Genomic DNA, 23,073 nt, shown 5'->3' on the forward strand with positions numbered 1-23,073 from the left:
TGTTATTTAAATCATTTGTCATCTGACAGGGAATACGGAAAGTCCTTCTCCTCTGTTCCCCTTTTTTTATCCGGTTCCGCTCCCATATCAAAATCGATCACGCTTCCCCGCATGAGCGTTTTATGGCTCAGATAGTTTTTGTCGTACACTTTGTTATTAAGACGTACATCCTGAATATACCGGTTATCCTCAGAATTACCCGGGGCATTGATAATGATCTCGTTTCCGTTCTCCAGCTTTAACGTCGCTTTTTTAAACAGAGGGGCACCCAGGACATATTGGTCCGTAGCAGGTGCAACAGGGTAAAAGCCCAAAGCAGAGAATACATACCAGGCAGATGTCTGTCCGTTGTCCTCGTCCCCGCAATAACCGTCCGGTGTCGGCCAGTACATCCTGTTCATGGTCTCCCGCACCCAATACTGGGTTTTCCAGGGTTGTCCCGCATAATTATACAGGTAGATCATATGTTGTATGGGTTGATTACCATGTGCGTATTGCCCCATACCGGCTACCTGCATTTCTCTCATTTCGTGTATAATACCTCCGCCCTTTCGCGGTGTAATGGTGGAAGGTGTACTGAACACGGTATCAAGCTGGCGGATAAAGGCATCTTTACCTCCCATCAGGTCGATCAGCCCCTGTATATCGTGAAATACGGACCAGGTATAGTGTATACTGTTACCTTCGGTAAAATCCCGTCCCCATTGTATGGGATCGAATTCTTCCACAAAATCACCATTGCGAAGTTTTCCCCGCATAAATTTGGTTTCCGGGTCGTAGACGTTCCTATAGTTCAGGCTCCGTTCCCGGTACAGTTTTATTTCTTTTTTTGGTCTTTTTAAGGCCTTGGCCAGTTGATAAATGGCAAAATCATCATAGGCATATTCCAGGGTCCGGGAAACATTCTGGCGTATGTCCACATCGGCAGGGACATATCCCAGGGTATTATAATACTCCACTCCTGCACGGCCTACGGCAGTCATTGGCCCTTCATTATTTGCCCCGTGGACCAGTGCTTCATATAAGGTTTCGATATCGTATTTATAATTGTCCTTATTTTTCAGATAAGCTTCGGAAACAATGGAGGCCGAGTTATTACCGATCATAATATTCCTTAGCCCGGGACTGGCCCATTCCGGAAGCCATCCGCTTTCTTTATAGGCATTGAGAAGGCCTTCCTGCATTTTTTCATTCAGGTCGGGATACATTAAATTGAGGAAAGGGAACAACGCTCTGAAGGTATCCCAGAACCCCGTATCGGTAAACATATAACCGGGACGTACTTCCCCGTTATAAGGACTGTAATGCACCACATTCCCGTCTTTGTCATATTCATAAAACTTTCTGGGGAAAAGCAAGCTGCGGTAAAGGCAGGAATAAAAGGTCCTGTACTGATCGGTAGTACCGCCTTCTACAGTAATTCTTCTCAGTTCCTTATTCCAGGCTTTTTTTCCTTTTTCTTTCACCCCGTCAAAATCCAGGGTCCCGATCTCTTTCAGATTTCTCTCTGCCTGTTCGAAACTGATAAATGACGATGCCACACGGGCATTTACCTGTTCTCCTTTTGCAGTCTTAAATCCGATTACAGCTCCTGCATGGTTGGATTCGGATTCCAGATCATCGGTCAGGACGGAATCACGGAAAGTCTTATTCATTTCAAAAACTTTGTCAAATTCTATGACAAAGTAATTTTTAAAGTTCTCCGGCACTCCCCCGCTGTTCCTGGTGGTATACCCTATGATCTTTTGCTCTTCGGGAATGATTTTCACATAGGAGCCTTTATCGAAAGCGTCCACTACAATATACGAGTCGTTTTCCGGAAAGGTAAAGCGGAACCGGGCAGCGCGTTCAGTAGGGGCAATTTCGGTAGTAACATCATGGTCTGCAAGGTAAACACTATAATAGTAAGGTGTTGCTTTTTCCGCTTTATGGGAAAACCAGCTTTGCCGTCCTTCTTCCGTAAAGCGGAGCTCCCCGGTAACCGGCATTATGGAGAATTGTCCGTAATCGTTCATCCAGGGTGAAGGCTGATGGGTTTGTTTAAAGCCTCTTATTTTCCTGGCATTGTACATATATGTCCACCCGTTCCCGTTTTCCCCGGTTTGCGGGGTCCAGAAATTCATACCCCAGGGCATGGCAATGGCGGGGTAAACATTTCCGCTGGAAAGTGAATAATCGGAATCTGTTCCCATTAACGGGTTTACATAGTCTACCGGATCTCTAGTTTCCGTTGCGGTTTGAGCTTTTATAGTGCAGCACATCAATAGTATAAGTGCCAGGTAATTTAGTTTTTTTAAATTTTTCACGATAAAGTATAAGATTATTAAAATTAATAAACTGCCCGAAAAACTCATTTCTTTCGGGCAGTCTTCAGTTAAAACTCTACTCAGTATCCCGGATTCTGTTCTAAACTAGGATTTACAATCAACTGCTCATTCGGAATAGGATAAAGTTCGGTATGATTGTCTCCATCGGGAGTTTTGTCCCACCAAGTTCCTGTGGTAAATGCTCCAAAACGGATAAGATCTGTTCTTCTTTTTCCCTCAAAGATGAATTCTCTTCCTCTTTCTGCCAACAATTCATCCATAGTAAGAGTTGCTACAGTATAACTTTCGTCCGACCAGTCTTCTGCTGTGAAATATCTCTTTTTACTTTCGTTGATAAGTTCTACTGCTTCCGAAGTAGCTGTTCCACCATTTTGACGCATTAGAGCCTCTGCTTTGTTAAAATAAATCTCTGTAAGGCGGTACATTACGTAATCGTTATTGAGATAATCTGTATCTCCTTGTCTTCCGGATCTGTACTTATGAAATCGAGCCCCACTGTTTTCTTCTCCATCGGTCATACTTCCTTCTCCGGTTTGTCCTTCACTATTTCTTCGGATATTGTTCACATAAATAAAGGGCTGCCCGTTGTATTCTTCACTTCCTAAAATAGGTTCAGTCGTTCCGTAACGGTATTGTGAGCCGAATAAAAACCACTCCTGTTTACGAATGTCGTTTTCCTTATAAGCATCAAAAGCAGACGGAATAACGACAAAAGCGTTATTACCGGAATAGTTTACATCCAAAGCCGGAGCCATATTGGAAAAGCCAGCGTAGAAAGCAGACCAGTTGTACGCAAATCCCTGAGTTCTATCAAAAGGAAACTGGAAGATGTTTTCCGGAGAATTTTCATTGGTATTGCTAAATGGTCCTAGCGGATCTTCATCTAACTGAAGTGTACCTCCCAATCCACCTGCTTCACCGTTAATCAATCTATCACAATATTCTATACAGTCGTCCCAACGAGCTTCCCCACTCCACACTTCTGCATTGAGATAGAGCTCTGCAAGCATAGCATAGCCGGATGCTTTTGTCATTCGCCCCAGTAGTTCCGGCGACAAATCCTGTAATAATTCTACATTTTCGAGTAGTTCACTTTCTACAAATGCAAAGACCTCTTCTCTCGATCTAGTTTCCGGTTGTACGGGATCTCCAACCGTCGTTACTATCGGTACATTTCCCCACAAATCCATGATTTTCATGTAGTGAAAAGCTCTCAATACTTTGGACTCCGCTACAATGGATTCCAATTGTTCTTCAGTCATACCCAATTCTTCATAATCCAATTCTTCTATATCCTCTAGTACAGCGTTTACATAACCTAAGCCTGTCCACATCAAACTCCAAGTGTTCGCCAATCTAGATTCTTGGGAAGTCCAAGTGTGATAATGCTGGCGGATATGGTCTCCATTATCGTAACCATGTCTTCCTTTTTGTGGCCAAGCCACGAGGTCTGCAGACAATTCGTTGTGATAGTAATAACCGCTTTGTCCGGTAAAAGCTAACCATGCCTGCATGTGGGTAAAAGGTCGGAGGGTCGCTTGTAGAACTTCCAGTTCTGAATTGTAGAAATTGGTCTTTGACAGTTCTGAATAAGGGGTTTCATCCAAATCCGTACATCCAAAACAGAAAAGAACCAAGGCTAAAATCGATATATTTATATTTTTTGCTCGCATTTTTCTAAGATTTAAAATTGAAGACTAATTCCAGTAGTTACCGTAGTGGTACGCGGATAGAAGTTTCTATCATCTACACCAGGAAATACTCCGGTGTCCGATACTTCCGGATCTTGACCGCTGTATCCGGTAATGGTAAACACGTTTCTGGCACTGGCGTGTATTCTCAAGCGGGTAAACGGACTGTTTTCACCGAGATTAAAATTATAACCTAGGGTGATATTGTCCAGTTTTACAAAATCTCCTTTTTCCAAATAGTAATCGGAATATTGAGGTGCCTCGGTAATTTTGCCGATATTATCTACTCCCGATGTCAATATATTACCCGGAAGTAAAGTCGGATTGCCATAAAAAAGCTCGACGGTATTGAGAATATCGTAATCGAATTTCCCCCGAAAAAACATAGTCAGATCAAAATTCTTATATCGGAAAGTGTTGGTCCAAGAGACATTATAAGTAGGATAGCCGTTACCGAGAACTGTATAATCTTCCTCTGTCATTTCATCTGCTCGTCCGGTAGAACCATCCGCTTTATAGAACAGCCACTGTCCTTCGTCTGTAAATCCGGCAAATCTCTTTCCGTAGAAATTACCTATGGATTCACCCGGTATATTTCGTATAGCATCTCCTAAGTTTCCCGGATTTCCTATACTTCCCCCTCTTATTTCCTCTAGGTTAAACTGATCATTAGACAAGGACACCAGTTTATTTCTCTGATAATTTCCGGCAAAATCCATACTCCAGGAAAATTCTTCTTTATTCATCACTCCAAAGCTCAATGCCAGTTCCACCCCACTATTTCCCAGAGTTCCTACATTGGTATACATAGTACGATGTATATAAGACGGTGACGGTACTGTGTAGTCGTTCAGCAGATCTACGGTTTTTCGGTCGTACACATCTATAGAACCGGAAAGTCTGTTTTGGAACAAACCAAAATCTAATCCGAAATTCCACTCCTTCTTTTTCTCCCACTTCAAATCCGGATTAGGGTTTCTGTTTGGACCATAGGTTTGATAATAAACTGCATCCCCATTTTCATCAAAAATAGGATACTGTCCACCAGTTCCCAATATTATCATAGACCTGTAATTTGGAATACCCTGGTTCCCGGTAATTCCATAGCCTACACGAAGTTTCAAATTGGAAACAAAATCTACATGCTCCATAAATTCTTCATCAGAAATCATCCAACCTGCGGAAACTGCTGGAAAACTTCCCCATTTGTTGTTGGCTCCAAACCGAGAAGAACCTTCGTAACGAATCGACCCCTGAATGAAGTAGCGATCTAAATAAGAGTAATTCACCCTAGAGAAAAACGCCACAAGCGTATTATCATCTTTAGAACTACTCAATCCCACGTTGGGTAAATTGTCGTCTGTAATAGCGTTTCCTGCTCCAAAATTCCAGTCTAAAAAAGCATCAGTAGTAAAGCCACTGTTATTCATCCCATATTGCTCGGTAGTTGTGTATTGATAACTATACCCGCCTAGTATTCCAAAACTGTGGTTTCCTATAGTTTTATCGTAATTTATAGTCGGCTCAAAAGTCTTGGTATAGGACATATAATTTCCTTTACTGGCATAAGCTGTTCCGTTATAAGAACTTCCTGCGTTGTACTGATCCCAATCTCGGGTTGAGCGGTAATAACGATCGTTATACGTATCCCTCTGATAAGATCCAAAAGCGGAGACTATAAGACCGTCAAGAATTTCATAACTCACTTTGGCATCTCCGGAAAAAGTAACTTGATCACGTTCCTCTATACGATTTGCATATTGAGACAAAGGATTATACCCGTTGAGTGGTTGATAAAAACCATATTCCCCCTCATTGTATAATTCCGTTCCGGTTTCCACAGAATAAGGAGCGTATATAGGTGCTGTAGGATTCCATTCACTGACAACTCCAAAATCCCCACTTCCTCGCATGGTATCATCATTTAAACGATCTCTTCCCCCAAGTAAATTAGCATCATTCAGGTTAAGAGCAAAACTTGCCTGAAGGTTAAACCTTTTGTCTTCCGTAGACTGATTAAAACTCGCACGAACACCGTATTCCGTTCTTGAGTTTTCTTTAGCTATACCTTCCAAATCACTCATATATAAGGAAACTCGGTAATTCCCATTTTCTCCACCACCTGAGGCAACAAAATTGTGGTACTGACTCAAATTCGATTTGTTCACCAAAGCATCATATATATCGGTGGAATGACCTAAATCATTGCTCTCCCCTATAACTCCTCTATCAATTAAATCTCTATACTGAGATGCCGAAAGGAAGTCCGGTTTATTACGAACAAAATCAGTAGAAAGCCAAGTGCTGTAATCGAAAGTAGTTCTTCCGACCTTTCCTTTTTTCGTAGTAATTAGAATAACCCCATTATTTCCTCTGGTACCATAAATAGCGGCGGCGGCTCCATCCTTTAACACGTCAAAAGACTCGATATCATTTGGCTGTAACAAATCTAGATTCCCGCCGGGAATACCATCAATAACAATCAAGGGCGACATATCTCCGGTTATCGAAGTAACTCCCCTGATCTGAAAACCGGCACTGGAATTCGGGTTATTCCCTCCCGCTTGTGTAATAGACAAACCGGGAATTTTCCCTTGAATAAGATTTAAAGGTGATGTTACCACTCCTTGATTAAAGTCATCCGAAGACACTTTGGACACCGAGGTAGTCACGGATTTTCTACTCTGTGTACCGTAACCTACAACCACTACTTCGTCCAAAGATTGATTATCCTCTGCCATTTGCACATTAACAGTAGCCTTACTACCAACCGTTCTGTTCACGGTTTTCATTCCCAGGTATGAAAATTCGAGAACGGCATCGGAAGAACTAATCTGAAGGCTGTAATTCCCTTCAAAATCAGTGGTAGTTCCGTTTTGTGTTCCCTTTTCCACTACGCTAACACCGATTAATGGTACTCCTGTTTCATCTGTTACTGTACCGGAAACCGTGAACTGGTCGTTATTCACTCCTTCTTTGTGATAATCTGCGGCAATGACCGTATTTGTTTGCAAAACTGCATAGATCACAAAAAGATAAAACAGGCCAAAAACTCCCTTTTTACCTTTCCTTACCATTAAACAATGGTGACTTTTGCCGGAAATATTTTCCCGACAAATACTAGTGTTTTTTTCCATCAATACATCAAGTTTATGGTTAAATATTTTGAGGCTTCTAAATTAGTAAATCGATTTAGTAAAGAAAATGTTATTTCCGAAAAATATTAAAATCAAGTTAATATCTTAACAAATACAGGGAAATAACCATTCCGGTGTGCAAAAGGACCGAAAAACACTTTCTAAAAAAGAATATCTTTAGTACTTTGATGCATTTAAAAGTACATTTACCAATAATCATCATTACTATATACCCAGGACTGCAAAGCTAATTCCGCAAATGACCTCTAAAAATCGCCCTAAACTCAAAGACATTGCCAGAGAACTCAATGTCTCGTCTACTACTGTATCTTTTGTTCTTAACGGAAAGGGAAAGGAAAAAAACATATCGGACGCTGTTATAAAAAAAATAAAAGATTACATAAAGGAGATCGGTTACCAGCCCCATACCATTGCCCAAAGCCTGCGCACAGGCCGCTCCAGGATACTGGTACTCATGGTAGAGGACATCAGCAATCCTTTTTTCTCCAGGATCGCCAGGATTATAGAGGATATTGCTCATAGAAAAGGATATAAGATTGTGTTTTGCAGTAATGAAAATGATGATCTGCGTTCCCGGGAGTTGATCCGGTTCTTTCTCGAACGGTCGATAGACGGCTTCTTTATTGTCCCTTCCACCGGTATCCGCAATGAAATCGAGTCCCTGATAAACCAGGATGTTCCTGTTGTTCTATTTGACCGTTATTTCGAAGGGCTCCCGGTGAGCCATGTAGTCATTGATAACGAAAAGGCTGCTTATGATGCCACTACCCACCTGATCAAAAACAGCTTTAGAAAGATCGTCTTCCTGACAACGGATATCGAACAAACCCAGATGCTCGACCGGCTACAAGGCTATGAAAAAGCAGTAAAACAGGCGGAATATGAACCTCATATTTTAAAGCTGCCTTATACCGCAATTAACGCTGCGAATATCAAAGCGGCTTTCCGCAAAAAATTCAAAACCATTTCAGAAATCGACAGCATCTTTTTTTCTACCAATTACCTCACACAAAGCGGTATTGAATTCTTAAAAAAAACAGATCCGGAATTGATCCATAAATTGGGAATCGTCACTTTTGACGACAATGATTTCTTTAATATATACAGTCCCACCATTACAGCAGTTTCCCAGCCCCTGGAGAAGATTGGGGAAGCCATGATGAAAATCATGCTGGATATTCTTAAAAGAGAAAAAGGTCTGGGAGAGATACAACACAAAACACTCCCCGCCAAACTGATCGTCCGGGAGTCTTCCGGGCCTAAATCCCATAAAAAGAGAACTTAGACAAAATGTAAACATGGAACATATCTGCCAATCGGTAATCTCTGTCCGTCAAAAAATTCCTTTTACCTGTTGAAAGTTCCGTTTACTCTGGCTTTTACCGTCAATATCCCGCTGCCTGGCCGTCTTTTCTCGATTCCGAGGCTCCGAAATAAACACCTTTATCGGAATCGAACATAATAGCCTGGTAACCTCCGTAATAGCCTCCGAACCCTACTTTATGTCTTTTCCCCATCAGTTTCCGGACCTCATTAAAGTCAAAGCCGCTTTCTATTAATATTTCACCTTTTCCTTTGGCGGTCTCGCCGGTGAAAGAGGAAGAGCCTACATGTTCAAATCTCGGGGCATCTCCGGCTTCCTGTATATTCATTCCGAAGTCAATAATGTTCATCAATATCTGGACATGCCCCTGGGGCTGAAAATCCCCTCCCATAACCCCGAAACTTAAAAAGGGTTTCCCGTTCCTGGTCACAAATCCGGGAATAATGGTATGAAACGGCCGTTTTCCGGGTTCGTACGAATTGGGTTTTCCTGGGGTCAGCGTAAAAGACTCTCCCCTGTCCTGGAGCATAAAACCCAGCCCGGGAGGTACCATTCCCGATCCCATCCCCCTGTAGTTGCTCTGGATCAGGGAAACCATATTTCCGTCCTTATCGGCCACAGTCATATACACCGTCCCGGTGTGGTCTGTTTTTCCACTCTCATAGGTTCCGGCTTGATCCGGGTTTATAAGTGCCCTGCGTTTTCCCGCATATGTTTTGGATAGTAATTCTTCGATGGGAATATCTGCAAAATCAGGGTCCGCATAATACCTTGCCCTATCTTCGAAAACGAGTTTTTTCGCCTCGTTGACAATGTGCAGATGTTCAGCACTGCCAAAACGTATCTTACTGAAGTCAAAACCTTCGATGATATTCAGCATCTGCAGTGCTGCCAGTCCCTGGCCGTTGGGAGGCAGCTCCCAGACATCATACCCCCGGTAATTAGTTGAAATCGGTTCCACCCATTCGGAATGGTGGCTGCTCAGATCTTCATAGGACAGAAAACCTCCCTGTTCTTTTATAAATTCCGCAACAGTCCTTGCAATCTCTCCTTTGTAAAAAACATCCCGTCCTTTTTCTGCAATCTTTCTGTAGGTACCGGCCAGATAAGGGTTTTTGAAAATAGTCCCTTTTTCTGGGATAATCCCGTTATTGGTATAGGTTTCCCTGACATTAGGAAATCTTGTCATAAAATTGGAAACCGTTCTTTCCAGGTAATAAGCGATAAGTTCACTTTCCGGAAACCCGTTCTCGGCATATTCGATAGCGGGTTGCAATAGGGTTCCCATAGGTAGTTTCCCGAACTTTTTATGCAGTTCGAACCAACCGTCAACACATCCCGGGACGGATATCGGTAACGGGCCCGTAGAAGGTATTTTATTTAGATCGTGTTCTTCAAAATAATCGAGTGTCAAACTCTTCGGGGACCTGCCGCTGGCATTTAACCCGTACAATTTCCGGGTTTTTGCATCCCACACAATCGCAAACAGGTCACCTCCTATACCGCTTCCCGTTGGTTCCATCAGGCCAAGTGCCGCGTCAACCGCAATGGCGGCATCAGTAGCCGTACCGCCTTTCTTCAGGATATCTACTCCTATTTGTGTTGCCAGGGGATGACTGGAAGCCACCATACCATGCTCCGCTATAACTTCTGATCTGCTTGCAAAATTCTTACCCGTAAGCCGGTCCTGCGCCCCTGTAAAATTTACTCCCAACAGCACAAAGCATACGGCATACATTAATCTGGATGTTGTCATTTTTAAATCAGGTATTGGTCGGGTTATCCGATGTTTTTGAAATGATCTTAAAGATACAACAATCCGAAAAATAAACATTTAGCCATCTGTTCATAAAAATGAAGTGTTTTTTATACAGATCATAAAAAAAGCACTGAAATTTGTCAGATTAACAGTGCTTTTTTGTTGTTGTATACTAAGAGCTTGCTTAAATTTAATTGGCCAAAAGTTTCCTTTTCGGAAGAAAGCAAGACCTGATCAAACGCCGAGGGGCACGAGCTAAAAAGTAAATTTCCGAAAGGTCAGGGTCCTGGTTTTTTTCTTTACACTAATAACATTGGTCCCGTAGGCCGTAGGATAACTTTTCAGCAATGTCCTTGTATGAATAGCGTCAATAAACGCGGAAAAGTCCTGGTTGTAAAGGGATGAAAATACGGTAAACCTGTCAAATATCACATTTTCGTACCCCTCATCTCCCGAACTGAACTTAGAGTACAGGCCGGCGTACTTGTTACCGTCTGTCTGAAGCTTGTAATTTTTAAAAAATTTGCTGTTTGTTACCCAGCCATCCTCTTTTTGAAGAATATAAAAATTACAGTAGCTCTTCCCTTTTGTGGCATATGCGGAAATTCCCAGAAAATGCGGAGTAACATCAAGGGTAAGATACCTGTTAAAACTGTTTGTATGCTTAAAATCCGCCCCCGCTACGATCTGGTATTTTTTCCAGATAAGCTTTCCTTCCCAATCGTATTTGCACACCAGAAAACCCGAGTCGCCTTTTTTACACTTTACGCCCGCATAGGTATAGAACACCTTTTCGGTGTTGTCATAAATTACGGCTCCTTTGGCGTCCTCGGTAGAGAGCTGATAGGCAAATATGGTCCTTTTATTACTGTTTATATCGGTCGGTTGATAAGAAGAAAACGAATTCCTGCTTAAATGCAATGCGGCAAATTCCTCCTCCTTTTTATCATTCACTTCAAATTCCAGTTTTGCTTTGTTGCGTATATTACCCTGATAGTCATAGGCTATGCACAGGTATCCCCTGGATGTATTTTCTGCTTTGGGCGTCAATGCCATTACAAAGACATCATTATCGAAGTATAGCAGTTTCGGTCTTTTAAATGCTACTCCGCCGGGAATATCGAGCTTTGTCCGGTTTTTATAGTCTCCGGACAGGCTTTTGACATACAAACAGACCTCTTTGTCCTTTTTCCCGACCCCTTTCTCCTCTCCTATGGAGACAAAATCGTTGTCGTTTAAAAACTGTACCCCGTCGCCCGATACATAAAACCGGGGCCTGAAGTAAGGGTCTCCTCCCGGCTTGCCATCCGGATCTTTTTCCGGGAAACCGGACAATTCGCTTTCATTCAGATGATAAAAGCCTTTGTCCCGGAGTATTCCGCTGTTTCTGAAGATCGTATTCTTTCCGGTCTGTGACATTACAGTGAGGTCGCCTCCGGTAATCTTGTCCTTTCCCCGGAAGCTGTATACTTCGTTGAGATCATTGTCCAGGAGTGTAAGCCGGGTCTTGTCCGCCGCACGGCCGTTTTCCAGTATAAAAAAATTACCGGTGTCCGTGACGTCGTAGTCCCGTATTTTATAATCATCATCAATGGTAAATTCCACAGTTTTCTCCTGGGCTTGCACAGCCATAATAAGGAGACAGAAAAAGACAGTGTAAAATTGTTTCATAACAGTCAGGGATTTTGTTCATGGATAAGGAGTTCCGGGGTGAGTTCTCCTTGGCTCGTACTTGTCGAATTTTGGAAAAACCGAAAGTACTATGCAATCCCTTAATGCAAATAAAAACAGTTATAGAATAAATTCTAACACCGTATAGAACTTGTTCTATAGCAGTATCGGATGCCGATATCAGGTTATTTTCCGGAATTTTGTCCTTTCCGCCACATAACTTAAGCCCCATAGCCTTGCCACAAACCGAAAGCCTGTTTGGCCTAAGGATACACGGATAGTTGTAAAGAACAAGGAGTAGATCTGTCCATTCATGCCTGAATTTACAGCACTAAAAGTCCGGGACCCGAAGGAACATTTTAGCGCCGGGCTGGAAAGATTAAAAAAGTCTTCCCCGGTACTATATGACAAACTGTTGCCCGCCTATAAAAAACTGTTGTTGGTAATGTAACGGACTTTTGCCGGTGACACCTTTAAAATACTTATGAAAACTGGTAACATTATTAAAGCCGCTTTCGTAATAAATCTGCTTAATGCTCATTTTGTTTTCCATCAGAAGTTTGCAGGCATGTCCTATCCTGATCTCATTTAAAAATTGTACAAATGTCTTCCGGGTTTTCGATTTGAAATAACGGCAAAAGGAATTTTCGCTCATATTGGCCACTTCTGCTATTTCCTTAAGGCTGATTTTATTCTTGAAATTGGCATGGGTATATTCGAAGATCTTGTTGATACGGTCCTCGTAAAGTTCATCACAATGAGTCCCGAAACCGGGTGAGGCCAGTAGTTTGTGCTTGCATTTGGAAATAACCGTAAGTATCTCCATAAGCAGGATAATCCTCCGGGAACCTTCGGAATGCAACACATCCTCCAGTAATTCCGTTACTTCTCCCCTATACTTTCCGGTCACCTGAATACCCCTTCGGGCCTTTTCCAGGGTAAGTTTTATAAGCCTGTTCTCCGGAAGGTTCAAAAAGTCGTCCCCCCAGAAATTTTCACAAAAATGGGCTACCCTTACATCTACCATATTACCTACATTACTGTCAAACTCCCAGCAATGCGGCAGGTTGGCTCCTACCAATACCACATCACCGGCATTAAAACGCGTAACACGATCACCTATATACTGTATACCACTGCCACTTTTGAAGTGTACCAGTTCAATTTCAGGATGATAATGCAATCCCTCGTTTACCCGGGGAATTCTCTCCTGCCTGACGCTAAAAGAACAATCCGGATCGGAGGAAACTTTTAAAAACCGAGAATTCATTTTAATGCTTGTTTTGGTTTTTGTTTAAGCTATACCAGTTGCCATCATGGTCAGCTCAAAATGATATTTTATTTTGCGGTGTATCAACGCTCCCGAAAATGTTTTGTATCATGTATGCAGAAGCTTGGCACATGACAAAATTTACAAATACAATTTGCTGTTCTATCGGTCCATCCAGATCAGTGGGTGCCGGACCGGAAGATTCCGGATAACTTCCTCAACTTCCGGTTCATGGTCCAGTTCCTTCCAGGTATCCATCCACTCTCTGTTATTGAATTCCATTGCTCCGAACACCAGGAAAGGATGGGCTACGGGCCATTCGTCCCAGTACATGGCGTCCGGCTTAAAATACCAGCGCGACTTATCGGCCACATAAGGGTACAAATATGCTATTCCCTTCCTGATAGACCTGCCGTCCGGCATTTTGTATTGCCAGAGATCATTTCCGGGTTCTGACAATATGTGGCAGACCATGACCATCGCATCCAGGTTAAAGAGGGAATACCCGTAGGCCTTTGTCCTGCCTATTTCACAGGGAAAGCTCCCATCCTCCGCCATCTGTTCGGGCAACAATACCTTTTTATACCGTTCCCTGCAGAAATCCAATATTTCCTTATTGCCGGTAAGCCTGGCAAAAGATGCCGCCTGCATCACCCAGCAGGTCCCGTGGTTGTTCTCCTTATTCATTTCCTCTTTGCCATAAGGGTGGGTTGTGAGCCATTCCAGGTAATCCGAAAACCATTTTTTTACCCCGGTCAGTGTTTCTTTATCCAATGTTTTGGCCCTTTCCATGCTCCTGACCCCCTGGGCCACTTCCATCAACTGGATAGCATCTATAATACCTATGCCTCGCCCGGTTACCCTTCCGCGGATCGCCTGGGAGTATTTCAGGTGCGGATTCATTCTGGTAGCAGGATCTGTAAACCATGCTTTAAGGTGTATAACAGCCTGCGCTACATATTTTTCGTTCCCTGTGATCCTGTAGGCCGAAGCCAGTACCCCGACAATCTTGCTAAAGCGTATCATCGCCTGCCTGTGAGCCACAAAATTGTCCGGATTGGTGATACCGTCCTTTTGTATATAAGGGCCGTCCGGGTTTTCCGGATCGGGCCACCAGTAATCTCCTTCCGAATAAAAATCGTGTTTGCCGCCAGCACTCCCGGAAGAGGCTTCGGCAGTCACTGTTACCGGTTTTTTACTCATTGCCCGTTGGGCTTCCTCCAATACCTGTTCATGCAAAACCTCTTCCACCTCCTCATACCAGGAAGATTGTTTTTCTGCCCAGGATTCCGCAGGGCGATCGTGCTCCAGGTTTGGAGAAGGTGTTTCCATGCCCTTCTCTTTTCGCTGGCAGGACAGGCAGAGACACAGGATAATTCCCGCTACGTATATTTCAATTGGTTTCATCATTCTGTCTGTATACCGGGTAATGTGTCTTTTTTATCTCCGAGGTAAAGAAAGGCCGAAGGTATTTCCACGGACCGGACGCTGATAACGTTCTCCCCCTCATTGGTGCGGACCTTTATCATCGCTCTTCCATTATATAACTGCACTTTACGCGAACCGGAAGATGTCCCCTGGTTATCCATCAACTCCCCGTCTCCCGTAAGGGAAAAACGTATAAACTCATCTGCATCGGGGCAGAACACCCCGTTTTTATCATATGCCCTGGCGCAAACGGTGATCATACCATTTTCTTCGTTCTCCTTTTGTAATTCAAAATGGTCTGGGGCTCCCCATTTTTCGGTCTGATATTCAAAGGATATATGGTCTGTCACCACTTCTTTTCCCTTTTTGGCAATTACTTTTGCTTCGTTCTTCCCTGCCGCGGGTTCAACCATCCATCTCAGTCCTGCTGCGGGGAAATCCCGGCTGTTCCTTTTTTTTACACCGTAGCTCTTTCCGTTAAAAAACAGTTCGGCTTCATCGCAGTTGGAATAGACTTTAATCATTTTCCGCTCTCCTTCATCCCCCCATCTTACGGGCCAGGTATGCCCGTAAATATGCGCCATAGGCTTATCGGTCCAATAGGACTGGAAAACAAAATAGGATTCTTTTTTCTCAAAATCACGTTCCACCACACCTTTCTGGTTTACATAAGGGACGGGGTTATCCGGCCGGACCGGGGTGGAAAAATCCTTGAAAGGCCAGTATGCGGTTCCTGTCAGCCAGGGCATATTTTCCTGTTCTTTTAAATGCCAGTCTATGAGGTTGCAGATATAGCTTTCGCTCCAGTCGCCATCTTTAGACACCCGGGCAGCTCCGCCATACAGGGAAGCATCGCCCTCCCTTTCATCTGCTCCTTTGCCGGTGGGAATCTCACTCAATACCTTATCGGGAGCTTCGGAATGTCTCCGGGCGTGGCTATCGCCTCCCCATTCCACATGGAGAAAATGGTCCACTTTTTCAAACTCTTCACGGGATACTTTTTTGTATTCCGTATAAATTCCCCGGTACCAGCCGGCCCAGATGGACGGTGAGTAAACATCTACTATATCTTTACAAAAATCACAACGGCGTATGGCAGTTTTACGGGACGGGTCCAGCGTATGGGAAAGATCATTGAGTTCCGACATAAATTCCCTGATCTTTGCCTGGTCGAATTCCGGGAAATCCCCGGGCCAGTCGTTTTCATTACCCAACCCCCAGATAATTACGGAAGGGTGATTGTAATGCTGTTCTATCATATTGGTAAGCATTCGCCTGGCCTGTTGTTTATAAATTTCTCCTCCCAGGCCGCCCCGGCACCAGGGGATCTCTTCCCAGACCAGGATCCCGAGGCTGTCGCACAGGTTGAGAATGGTACGGGATTGCTGATAATGCCCGAGACGGATAAAATTAACGCCCATTTCTTTCATCAACAGCATTTCTTCCCGCATTTGTTCGTCGGTCATGGCGTTAGCTACCCCGACATGGTCTTCATGGCGGTGTGTTCCCCGAAGCAGCAGTCTTTCCCCGTTTAATTTAAACGGCCCGTTTTTTACAAATTCAAAGTGGCGAAAACCTATTTTTTCGATGTGACGGGAAGTTCCTCCGGGAGACCTTACTTCTATTTTTACAGTATACAAGGCAGGGCTACCGGGAGACCACAATTCGGGCTTTTTTATCGTGGTTTCCCACAGCGCCGCTTTTTCATCCGAAGATCGCAGGTCCCCTTCATGGCTGCCTATCAATTTTCCTTGCGGGTCCAGCAGTTGTATATGAAATTTTGCGTCTCCAATGGCCGACGGGTCATGGAACCTGGTCCGAATGCTGAGTTTTCCTTCCCTTCCCTTTTCATCCACCCGGGCAGATGCAAAAACCTTGTCAACGGATATTCCGGGGACATATTCCAGGTTCAGGTACCTGTATATTCCGCCGTAAAGGTTAAAGTCCGACAGGTCCGAAGGGATCAGTTCCAGGTCCCTGGAATTGTCGCACCGGATAATCAGGGGGATTTTTCGATCAAACCGCGTTCGGAATTCTTCTGTTTGCTTAAATGCTTCTACGGCTTCAGTGATATCTACCGTCCACTCATCATACCCTCCGACATGTTCCCCTACTTTGGTCATGTTTATATATACTTCGGTTTTCTGACCTGCTCCTTCAAAATGAAGCAATGTGCGCCCTTTCTCAAAGGGGTTGGCTATATCCAACGCTGTCCTGTACCAACCTGGACCCTGGTAATAGTTTACGTCCGGGTCTACGGCATCTTCCGCATTAAAACTATGTGGTAACGAGACCGGTTCCCAAAAGGGAACTGTTTCGGGCCTTCCTTTTTCAGCAGGCCTCACAGCTTCCCATATACCGCCGAGGTCGGATTTCAGGAATTCCCATCCCTCATTTAACCTGACCTTATTATCCTGCTGGGCCATAACAGGAATACGAAAAAAAACAGTCAGGATTATAAAAATGTACACTAAGCGGGTCATGAATCTGAATTTAAAAGACTAAGGAATTTTTCAACACATAACTTAGCTATGGGGTTTAAAATACCTTCGTCTGATGAAAAAATACACTATAATATTATTGCGTGAACAAAATTTAAACAGTTTCCAAATATCTCAGGTCTTGCTTTTTTCTGCGGACGGTCTAGATAAAACTTTTAAATCATGTCTGTTATACTGTGATCGGGTTAACCATTTTTGCTTATTACGCTACCCTTTTTACTTTTTATTCTTTGTCCGGGAGACGGCTGCTATTCCCCATCCGGGAAAATACCCCCTTCTTCTGTCCGTTTGTGTCTTTGGTCGTACACATTCAATAACTAAAGTATATGATCAACAACCCCACAACGATGATCAATGCAACGAGGAATATTTCCACCGATCGGGTTTTTATTTTATTGTTTTTCATGTTTCAAATGTAGAGACAAGGGAAGTTGTAAAAGTTCGAAAATAGGTGTACAAACATCCGATTTTGCTGCAGCAGGATACTGTTTTTGAGGGAGGAAAGATTATTTCGACATCGTTTGCTAAAAATTTGTCGCCGTCCTTGATAGGGCTGGCCTTGACTTTACGGAAACATCCGGATAAAGGTTATCCGGCAAGGACAACTCTTTAGTGTGCGGGTGTGCTTTAATGAAAAATACAGTGCAGCACCGGGATCGGTACAATACGGGCGGAAGCCATCTCTCTCCCTTTTCGTTTTTGGTTGTTATGGCCAAAATCAATATTGAGATAATCTTCTTTTTTGATCCGGGACCGTATTTTTTCAAATCTCTTCCTTGCTTTGAACAAACCTCTTCTCCGTTCCCGATCTGAATACTTCTGAGGTTCGCTATAAAACTCTCTTTTTTAACCTATTATGCTTCTAGTATGTCTTCAACCGGCACGGCATATTCCGTTTGAATTCGGCCTTGGCCGTATTGTTTGACAGAGAATCGTCACTTCCCAGTTCTACGGTCACTTTATAATTCCCTTCGGGTAGGCTTACGGAAAAGTAGACGGACTCTTCGACAACAAAGAACCCCTGTCTCATGGATACTTCCTCCCCCGTGTTAAAATCAAAGCCCAAACTGTGCTGTGATGATTTTTTATAAAATAGTTTATCCTGCGTTTTGCAGTTCCGGATGATTCAAAATGAAAAGGCGGAATTGGCAGCATTTTAATTTATATTCTCAGTTCCTTCTAATGTATTTATTTCACTTTTATTAATTTCAGAAACTGTTTATGATGTATATACTGTACTTTTATATACATAAAACCTTGTTTTTAAGATAGTTATCTAATAAAACAGAAGAAGAAGAAAGTTTAAAAACGGCAAAAAATGTTTAAAAATGAGAAAACTGATATAAAAACAGGAAAATTTAAACAAAAAACACTCCTGTTTTAATTAAAAAGGATCAAAAACTGTAAATAAAAGAGGTTTTTAAACAAAAACACAGATATATAAACAAAATGAGGTGTAAAGTAAACAAAAACCGGGGGATTTAAACAAAAGCAGTGGGGTTTCTGTTTAAAAATCAGGCAAATGAATTCGTTTTTCCGCGGATTGATATCAAGTGTCGCATTTTTAAACAGAAACGGGCAGATATAAACAAAAACGAGCGGGGATAAACAGAAATCCAGACTATTCTGTTTAAAAATGACTGGGATAAACAAAAATGCCAGTGTATTAAACAAAAATAGTGAAAAATAAACTAAAACCTTGGTGTTTTAAACAAGAAAGGAGGGTACTTTAACACAATAGACGGATTTTTAAACAGTAAATCCTGCGATCATATATGAGATTTGGATGCCTTAATTTTCAGTCTCAGATTCATTTTCAGGTTTTTTGTTCATATCATTATTCTATGTCCATACGGTTAAGCAGATGCTAATAAAAAGTACTAAAAAAGGAATAGGGCAAAAACAGGTTTTCATAGTTTCTAAGAATCCGTATTCTATAATTGTTACATTACAATTTATTTTGATCCTTGACTAATAAACTATCGAGTTCCAAATATTTTTCTTTTATTGTTCCCAGTGCAAAGGAAGCTGCCGAAGCTGTTAAAACCGAAAAGTCGAATACGCCTTTGATACCTGTAGAGAATGTCATTGATAATGCAAACAATAGCAATAAAATACCACTGAGCTTTGCGAACAATTCGGTTTTAAAGCCAATCAGGAGAAACAAAGCAAAAACTACCTCTGCCGCTGTGGCTATAAATCCCAGGGTTGATATTAATCCTTCCGGTGCCCATGGATTTAATAATTGAGTGTAATCCAGAAACTCGTCCCAATTTCCCCAAACCGATACTTCTTTGCTCCAAAACCCGAGCCTGTCTGCTACAGCCGATAAAAATCCGATGGCGATCGCCAATCGTAAATACAGTTTGATTGTTTTTTTCATATTAAATGTCTTCATGTTGTTATAATGGTTTAATGTCTATTACCGGGGTTTGATCGATGACTTCCAGCCCGATACTTTTATACTATCAATTTGAGATATGCAGAACAAGGCCAATGGGATTAGGGCGATTTGGCCAACCTAACGACTATCGGTTATCTACTTCCCATACGGAAAAATGGCACCTGCCAAGGCTATTGTTTCCGCCACTAACAATACTGTAATGTTTTTTCTGATCCCTTTTGAATTTGCTCCCAGGATAGTTGACCTGTATTGTTTTCCCTGGTACCATATTGTCCATTTCAGATCCCATTATGTCCAACTCATAACTTTCCGGTTTGTTTTGCTCCCTGATGCTGCCACTTTTGTCCTGTCAAATCACAAAAAATAAATATAATGAAAACTAATAAAACGAAATGGGTATATCGGATAGCAGTAATTTGCACTGCACTTTGGTTTGGTGCCAGTGGATTTTTTGAACTGACCCGAAACCCGGTGGTGTGGGACAAGAGCATAGCTCTGGGATATCCTGCTTATTTTATTACCACGCTCGGTATCGCCAAACTATCGGGTGTATTGGCACTACTGCTTCCCGACTATAAGAGTCTGTTGTGGATCAAGGAATGGGTTTTTGCAGGCCTTTTCTTTGATATTGTTTTTGCCCTGATCTCCGGTTGGGTGGTCTTTGGCACCGCCGAAATCATTGCCCCGGTTATCGCTTTTCTCATCGTTTTGACCGCATACGTAACGTTCCGTAAACAGGCTGAGGAGCAGACCTTTCGGATTATTCGCTCTTTCCCTTAGTCCTTAACAAATAATAAAAATACGATATTATGAAACTTCAAAAGAAAAGAAACCGGAAACGGGTATTTCAACTGGCCGGGGCAGGCGTTGTTCTCCTTTTCATCGGGATACAGTTTACCGGAAAACCAATAGACAACCTGCCGGGAAAGACCACTACCGCATTGCCCAAGGAAGTACACAAAATTCTGGAACGCTCCTGTTTTAATTGTCATTCCAACACCGCAAATTTAAGCTGGTACGACAAGGTGGCCCCGGTTTCGTGGCTGGTTAAAGAAGATGTTCTGAGGGCTAGGGCTGCCATGAATATTTCGCAATGGAACGACCTTCCTCCCGGGGCTTTAAAAGGCAAACTCTGGGCTGTACTCAATATGGTAAAGGCCGGAAAAATGCCTTTACCGCATTACCTGGCAGTACATCCGGAGGCTAAAATTACCGAAGCGGATATTCAGACCATAGAGCTCTATGTGCGTGGTCTGAACACCGGTGTCATTGTAAAGGATACCCTCCGCAAAGAAAGTGCTGATAAGGAATTCGACATCTGGAGGGATTTACAGCAAAAAACAGATACATCGGCTATATCTCCAAATGGTGTAGTGTACAGGGATGATTTTAAACATTGGGAAGTAATGAGTATGACCACCTTATATGATAATACTATTCGGGTAAATTATGGAAATGCCATAACAATTAAAGCCTTAAAAGAAAAGCAGATCAATCCGTTTCCGGACGGTGCTATTGTCGCCAAGGCTGTTTGGGAACAAGTAGAAGGCAAACACGGGGAAATACTTCCCGGCAAATTTGTCAACGTTCAGATTATGGAAAAAAATGCCCGGAAGTATACCAATACCGAAGGCTGGGGATTTGCCAAGTTCTCTACCCTGGAACTTACACCTTACGGAGAAACGGCAGATTTTGCCAAGACCTCCTGCATTGGTTGTCACAGGCTACGGGCCAAAGAAACCGGATACCTTTTTAATATTCCTTTAGAAACAAAACCCGAAACGAAAACAGCACCATGAAATCACAAATTAAATACAGTCTTTTACTCACAGGTTTACTGCTATGGTCAGGTTGCCGGCAAAGTTCAACTTCTTCAACAGCGGGTGGCTACGAAGTTTTTAATGCTGGAAAAATGAGGGTCATTACCACTGCATTGAACCCGCAACTTCACAGTATGGCAATCTTGTACGGAAACACTTTGGCTTATGATACCGCTCTGAAAGGGAACGGGCACCATACGGTAGGAGAAAAATATACGTATGTCACCTGGAAATACAGGGAAAGCCCACGCTGGTTTGGGAGTGACATTAATGAAGACCTCATAGCGGTGGAAACACTTCAGGTTACTAAAGATAAGGAAGGCTATCTCCGGTTCGATTATACTGTAGAAAAAGGAACTCCGTTACCGGTAGACGGACGTCAGTTGCAAACCAAAGACCGGATCGCCTACCTGCTGGAATATCGCCCGGCTGTAATTCCCTGACCCTTAAAGAAAACTATAAAAAAGGTTAATCTATAAAAACAGAAATGATGAATACAAACATTCAGGAGGTATTGTATACCGCAAAAACACACACTATTGGCGGAAGAGAGGGGACATCACGTAGCTCCGATGGCCGCCTCAACATTACATTATCCACTCCCGGGGCTAAAGGCAACGGCACCAACCCGGAACAGTTGTTTGCCGCCGGTTGGTCGGCCTGCTTTTTAGGGGCTTTAGGACATGCCGCGCGTCAGCAAAAATTAAAACTGCCCGAAGGAACAGCCATAGATACCGAGGTAGATTTAGGTACGAATGATGAAGGCTTTCAACTACGGGCCCGCTTATCTGTTCATTTGCCCGGTATGAACACAAAACAGGCTGAAGAGTTAATTGCCATAGCACATCAAACCTGCCCGTATTCCAAAGCTACACGAAACAATATAGAGGTTACCGTACAACTGGCCTCTTCGTAAAGTTCGCTAATTTTAAATCATATAAAAAATGAAAACAAGAATTAAAACCTGTATTGTCGCCTTGTTTGCCGCAGTACTGTCTTTCAGCAATAATTCGTTACAGGCCCAGGACGCTAAAGCTGAAAATGTCGTATTGGTGCACGGGGCATTTGCGGATCGTTCCGGCTGGCAACCTGTCTATCAGATACTGAAGAAAAAAGGATACCACATAACCATTGTTCAGATTCCACTGACCTCGCTTGCTGATGACGTAACGGCAGTAAACCGTGCTCTTGACCGCATTGACGGTAAAGTGGTCCTGGCAGGACATTCCTGGAGCGGAACGGTAATTACCGAGGCCGGAACGCGTGCTAACGTAGCCGCTTTGGTCTATGTAGATGCTTTTCAACCGGATAAGGGAGAAACCACCCTGCAATGGGTAGAATCGGCCCCGGCGGCTCCGGAAAGCGGATTGTTGCCCCCGGATGAAAACGGCTTTGTATATTTTGATAAAGCCAAATTCCATGCAGGTTTTGCGGCCGACCTCTCCAAAAAACAAGCACAGTTTATGGCTGATGCTCAACAGCCTATTGCAGCCAAAAGCTTTACGGAAAAAGTTTCTGAGGCAGCCTGGCATAGCAAACCTTCCTTCGGTATTGTGGGTACGGAAGATAAAAGCATCAACCCTGAAAATCCTAAGAAATATGTACAAAAGAGCGGGCACGGAAATAACAGAGATCAGGGGAGCCAGTCACGCTGTATTTCTTTCTCGGCCCAAAGAGGTCGCGGAAGTTATCATCCAGGCTTCCGAATAAGTTAAAATAT

16 protein-coding genes are annotated in these 23,073 nt (G+C 43.0%); 6 read left to right on the plus strand and 10 right to left on the minus strand.

The window, feature by feature from the left end; genetic code table 11:
* Positions 1–11 precede the first annotated feature (11 nt).
* The 3 genes from ACVBDY_RS02905 to ACVBDY_RS02915 all read right to left on the minus strand — a co-directional run bounded on the left by ACVBDY_RS02905 (position 12) and on the right by ACVBDY_RS02915 (position 7,155).
* Positions 12–2,354: a GH92 family glycosyl hydrolase gene (locus ACVBDY_RS02905; RefSeq protein ID WP_447173967.1), complete on the minus strand. Its 2,343-nt coding sequence runs from the start codon at positions 2,352–2,354 to the stop codon at positions 12–14.
* Between the two features lie 32 nt (positions 2,355–2,386).
* A complete protein-coding gene (locus ACVBDY_RS02910; RefSeq protein ID WP_447173968.1) occupies positions 2,387–3,841 on the minus strand; it encodes a RagB/SusD family nutrient uptake outer membrane protein in 1,455 nt (484 codons plus the stop codon).
* 170 nt (positions 3,842–4,011) lie between these two features.
* Positions 4,012–7,155: a SusC/RagA family TonB-linked outer membrane protein gene (locus tag ACVBDY_RS02915; protein ID WP_447173969.1), complete on the minus strand. Its 3,144-nt coding sequence runs from the start codon at positions 7,153–7,155 to the stop codon at positions 4,012–4,014.
* A 259-nt stretch (positions 7,156–7,414) separates the two neighbouring features.
* Between ACVBDY_RS02915 and ACVBDY_RS02920 the strand changes: the two genes are divergently transcribed.
* Positions 7,415–8,461, plus strand: a complete 1,047-nt coding sequence (locus ACVBDY_RS02920) for a LacI family DNA-binding transcriptional regulator (protein ID WP_447173970.1) — start codon at positions 7,415–7,417, stop codon at positions 8,459–8,461.
* A gap of 100 nt (positions 8,462–8,561) precedes the next feature.
* Here ACVBDY_RS02920 and ggt read toward each other — a convergent pair whose 3' ends face one another.
* The 7 genes from ggt to ACVBDY_RS02955 form a co-directional block, all read right to left on the minus strand.
* Positions 8,562–10,256 carry a gamma-glutamyltransferase gene (ggt, locus tag ACVBDY_RS02925; RefSeq protein WP_447173971.1) on the minus strand — a complete coding sequence of 565 codons (1,695 nt, stop codon included), beginning with the start codon at positions 10,254–10,256 and terminating at the stop codon, positions 8,562–8,564.
* Between the two features lie 258 nt (positions 10,257–10,514).
* Positions 10,515–11,930 (minus strand): hypothetical protein, encoded by a 1,416-nt coding sequence (locus ACVBDY_RS02930; RefSeq protein ID WP_447173972.1) that lies wholly within the window; start codon positions 11,928–11,930, stop codon positions 10,515–10,517.
* A gap of 400 nt (positions 11,931–12,330) precedes the next feature.
* Positions 12,331–13,200 carry an AraC family transcriptional regulator gene (locus tag ACVBDY_RS02935; RefSeq protein ID WP_447173973.1) on the minus strand — a complete coding sequence of 290 codons (870 nt, stop codon included), beginning with the start codon at positions 13,198–13,200 and terminating at the stop codon, positions 12,331–12,333.
* A gap of 162 nt (positions 13,201–13,362) precedes the next feature.
* On the minus strand, positions 13,363–14,610 hold the full coding sequence (locus ACVBDY_RS02940; RefSeq protein WP_447173974.1) for an alginate lyase family protein: 1,248 nt from the start codon (positions 14,608–14,610) through the stop codon (positions 13,363–13,365).
* On the minus strand, positions 14,607–17,111 hold the full coding sequence (locus ACVBDY_RS02945; RefSeq protein ID WP_447173975.1) for a glycoside hydrolase family 2 TIM barrel-domain containing protein: 2,505 nt from the start codon (positions 17,109–17,111) through the stop codon (positions 14,607–14,609). Before ACVBDY_RS02945 ends, ACVBDY_RS02940 begins: the two co-directional genes overlap by 4 nt.
* Positions 17,112–17,991: 880 nt before the next feature.
* Positions 17,992–18,195, minus strand: a complete 204-nt coding sequence (locus tag ACVBDY_RS02950; RefSeq protein ID WP_447173976.1) for a hypothetical protein — start codon at positions 18,193–18,195, stop codon at positions 17,992–17,994.
* A gap of 882 nt (positions 18,196–19,077) precedes the next feature.
* On the minus strand, positions 19,078–19,512 hold the full coding sequence (locus ACVBDY_RS02955; protein WP_447173977.1) for a DoxX family protein: 435 nt from the start codon (positions 19,510–19,512) through the stop codon (positions 19,078–19,080).
* 393 nt (positions 19,513–19,905) lie between these two features.
* Here ACVBDY_RS02955 and ACVBDY_RS02960 point away from each other — a divergent pair, with 393 nt between their 5' ends.
* From ACVBDY_RS02960 to ACVBDY_RS02980, 5 genes are read left to right on the plus strand one after another with little or no spacing between them, the layout of a single operon-like run.
* Positions 19,906–20,313 (plus strand): DoxX family protein, encoded by a 408-nt coding sequence (locus ACVBDY_RS02960; protein WP_447173978.1) that lies wholly within the window; start codon positions 19,906–19,908, stop codon positions 20,311–20,313.
* Between the two features lie 29 nt (positions 20,314–20,342).
* Positions 20,343–21,332, plus strand: coding sequence for a heme-binding domain-containing protein (locus ACVBDY_RS02965; protein ID WP_447173979.1), 990 nt, complete (start codon positions 20,343–20,345; stop codon positions 21,330–21,332).
* Positions 21,329–21,796 (plus strand): hypothetical protein, encoded by a 468-nt coding sequence (locus ACVBDY_RS02970; protein WP_447173980.1) that lies wholly within the window; start codon positions 21,329–21,331, stop codon positions 21,794–21,796. The genes ACVBDY_RS02965 and ACVBDY_RS02970 overlap by 4 nt, the downstream gene beginning before the upstream one ends.
* Before the next feature lie 44 nt (positions 21,797–21,840).
* Complete coding sequence (locus tag ACVBDY_RS02975) at positions 21,841–22,269, plus strand: organic hydroperoxide resistance protein (protein WP_447173981.1); 429 nt, start codon at positions 21,841–21,843, stop codon at positions 22,267–22,269.
* 28 nt (positions 22,270–22,297) lie between these two features.
* Positions 22,298–23,068, plus strand: coding sequence for an alpha/beta hydrolase (locus ACVBDY_RS02980; protein WP_447173982.1), 771 nt, complete (start codon positions 22,298–22,300; stop codon positions 23,066–23,068).
* Positions 23,069–23,073: the final 5 nt, after the last annotated feature.

It is taken from the genome of Sinomicrobium halophytocola (genome assembly GCF_052983395.1).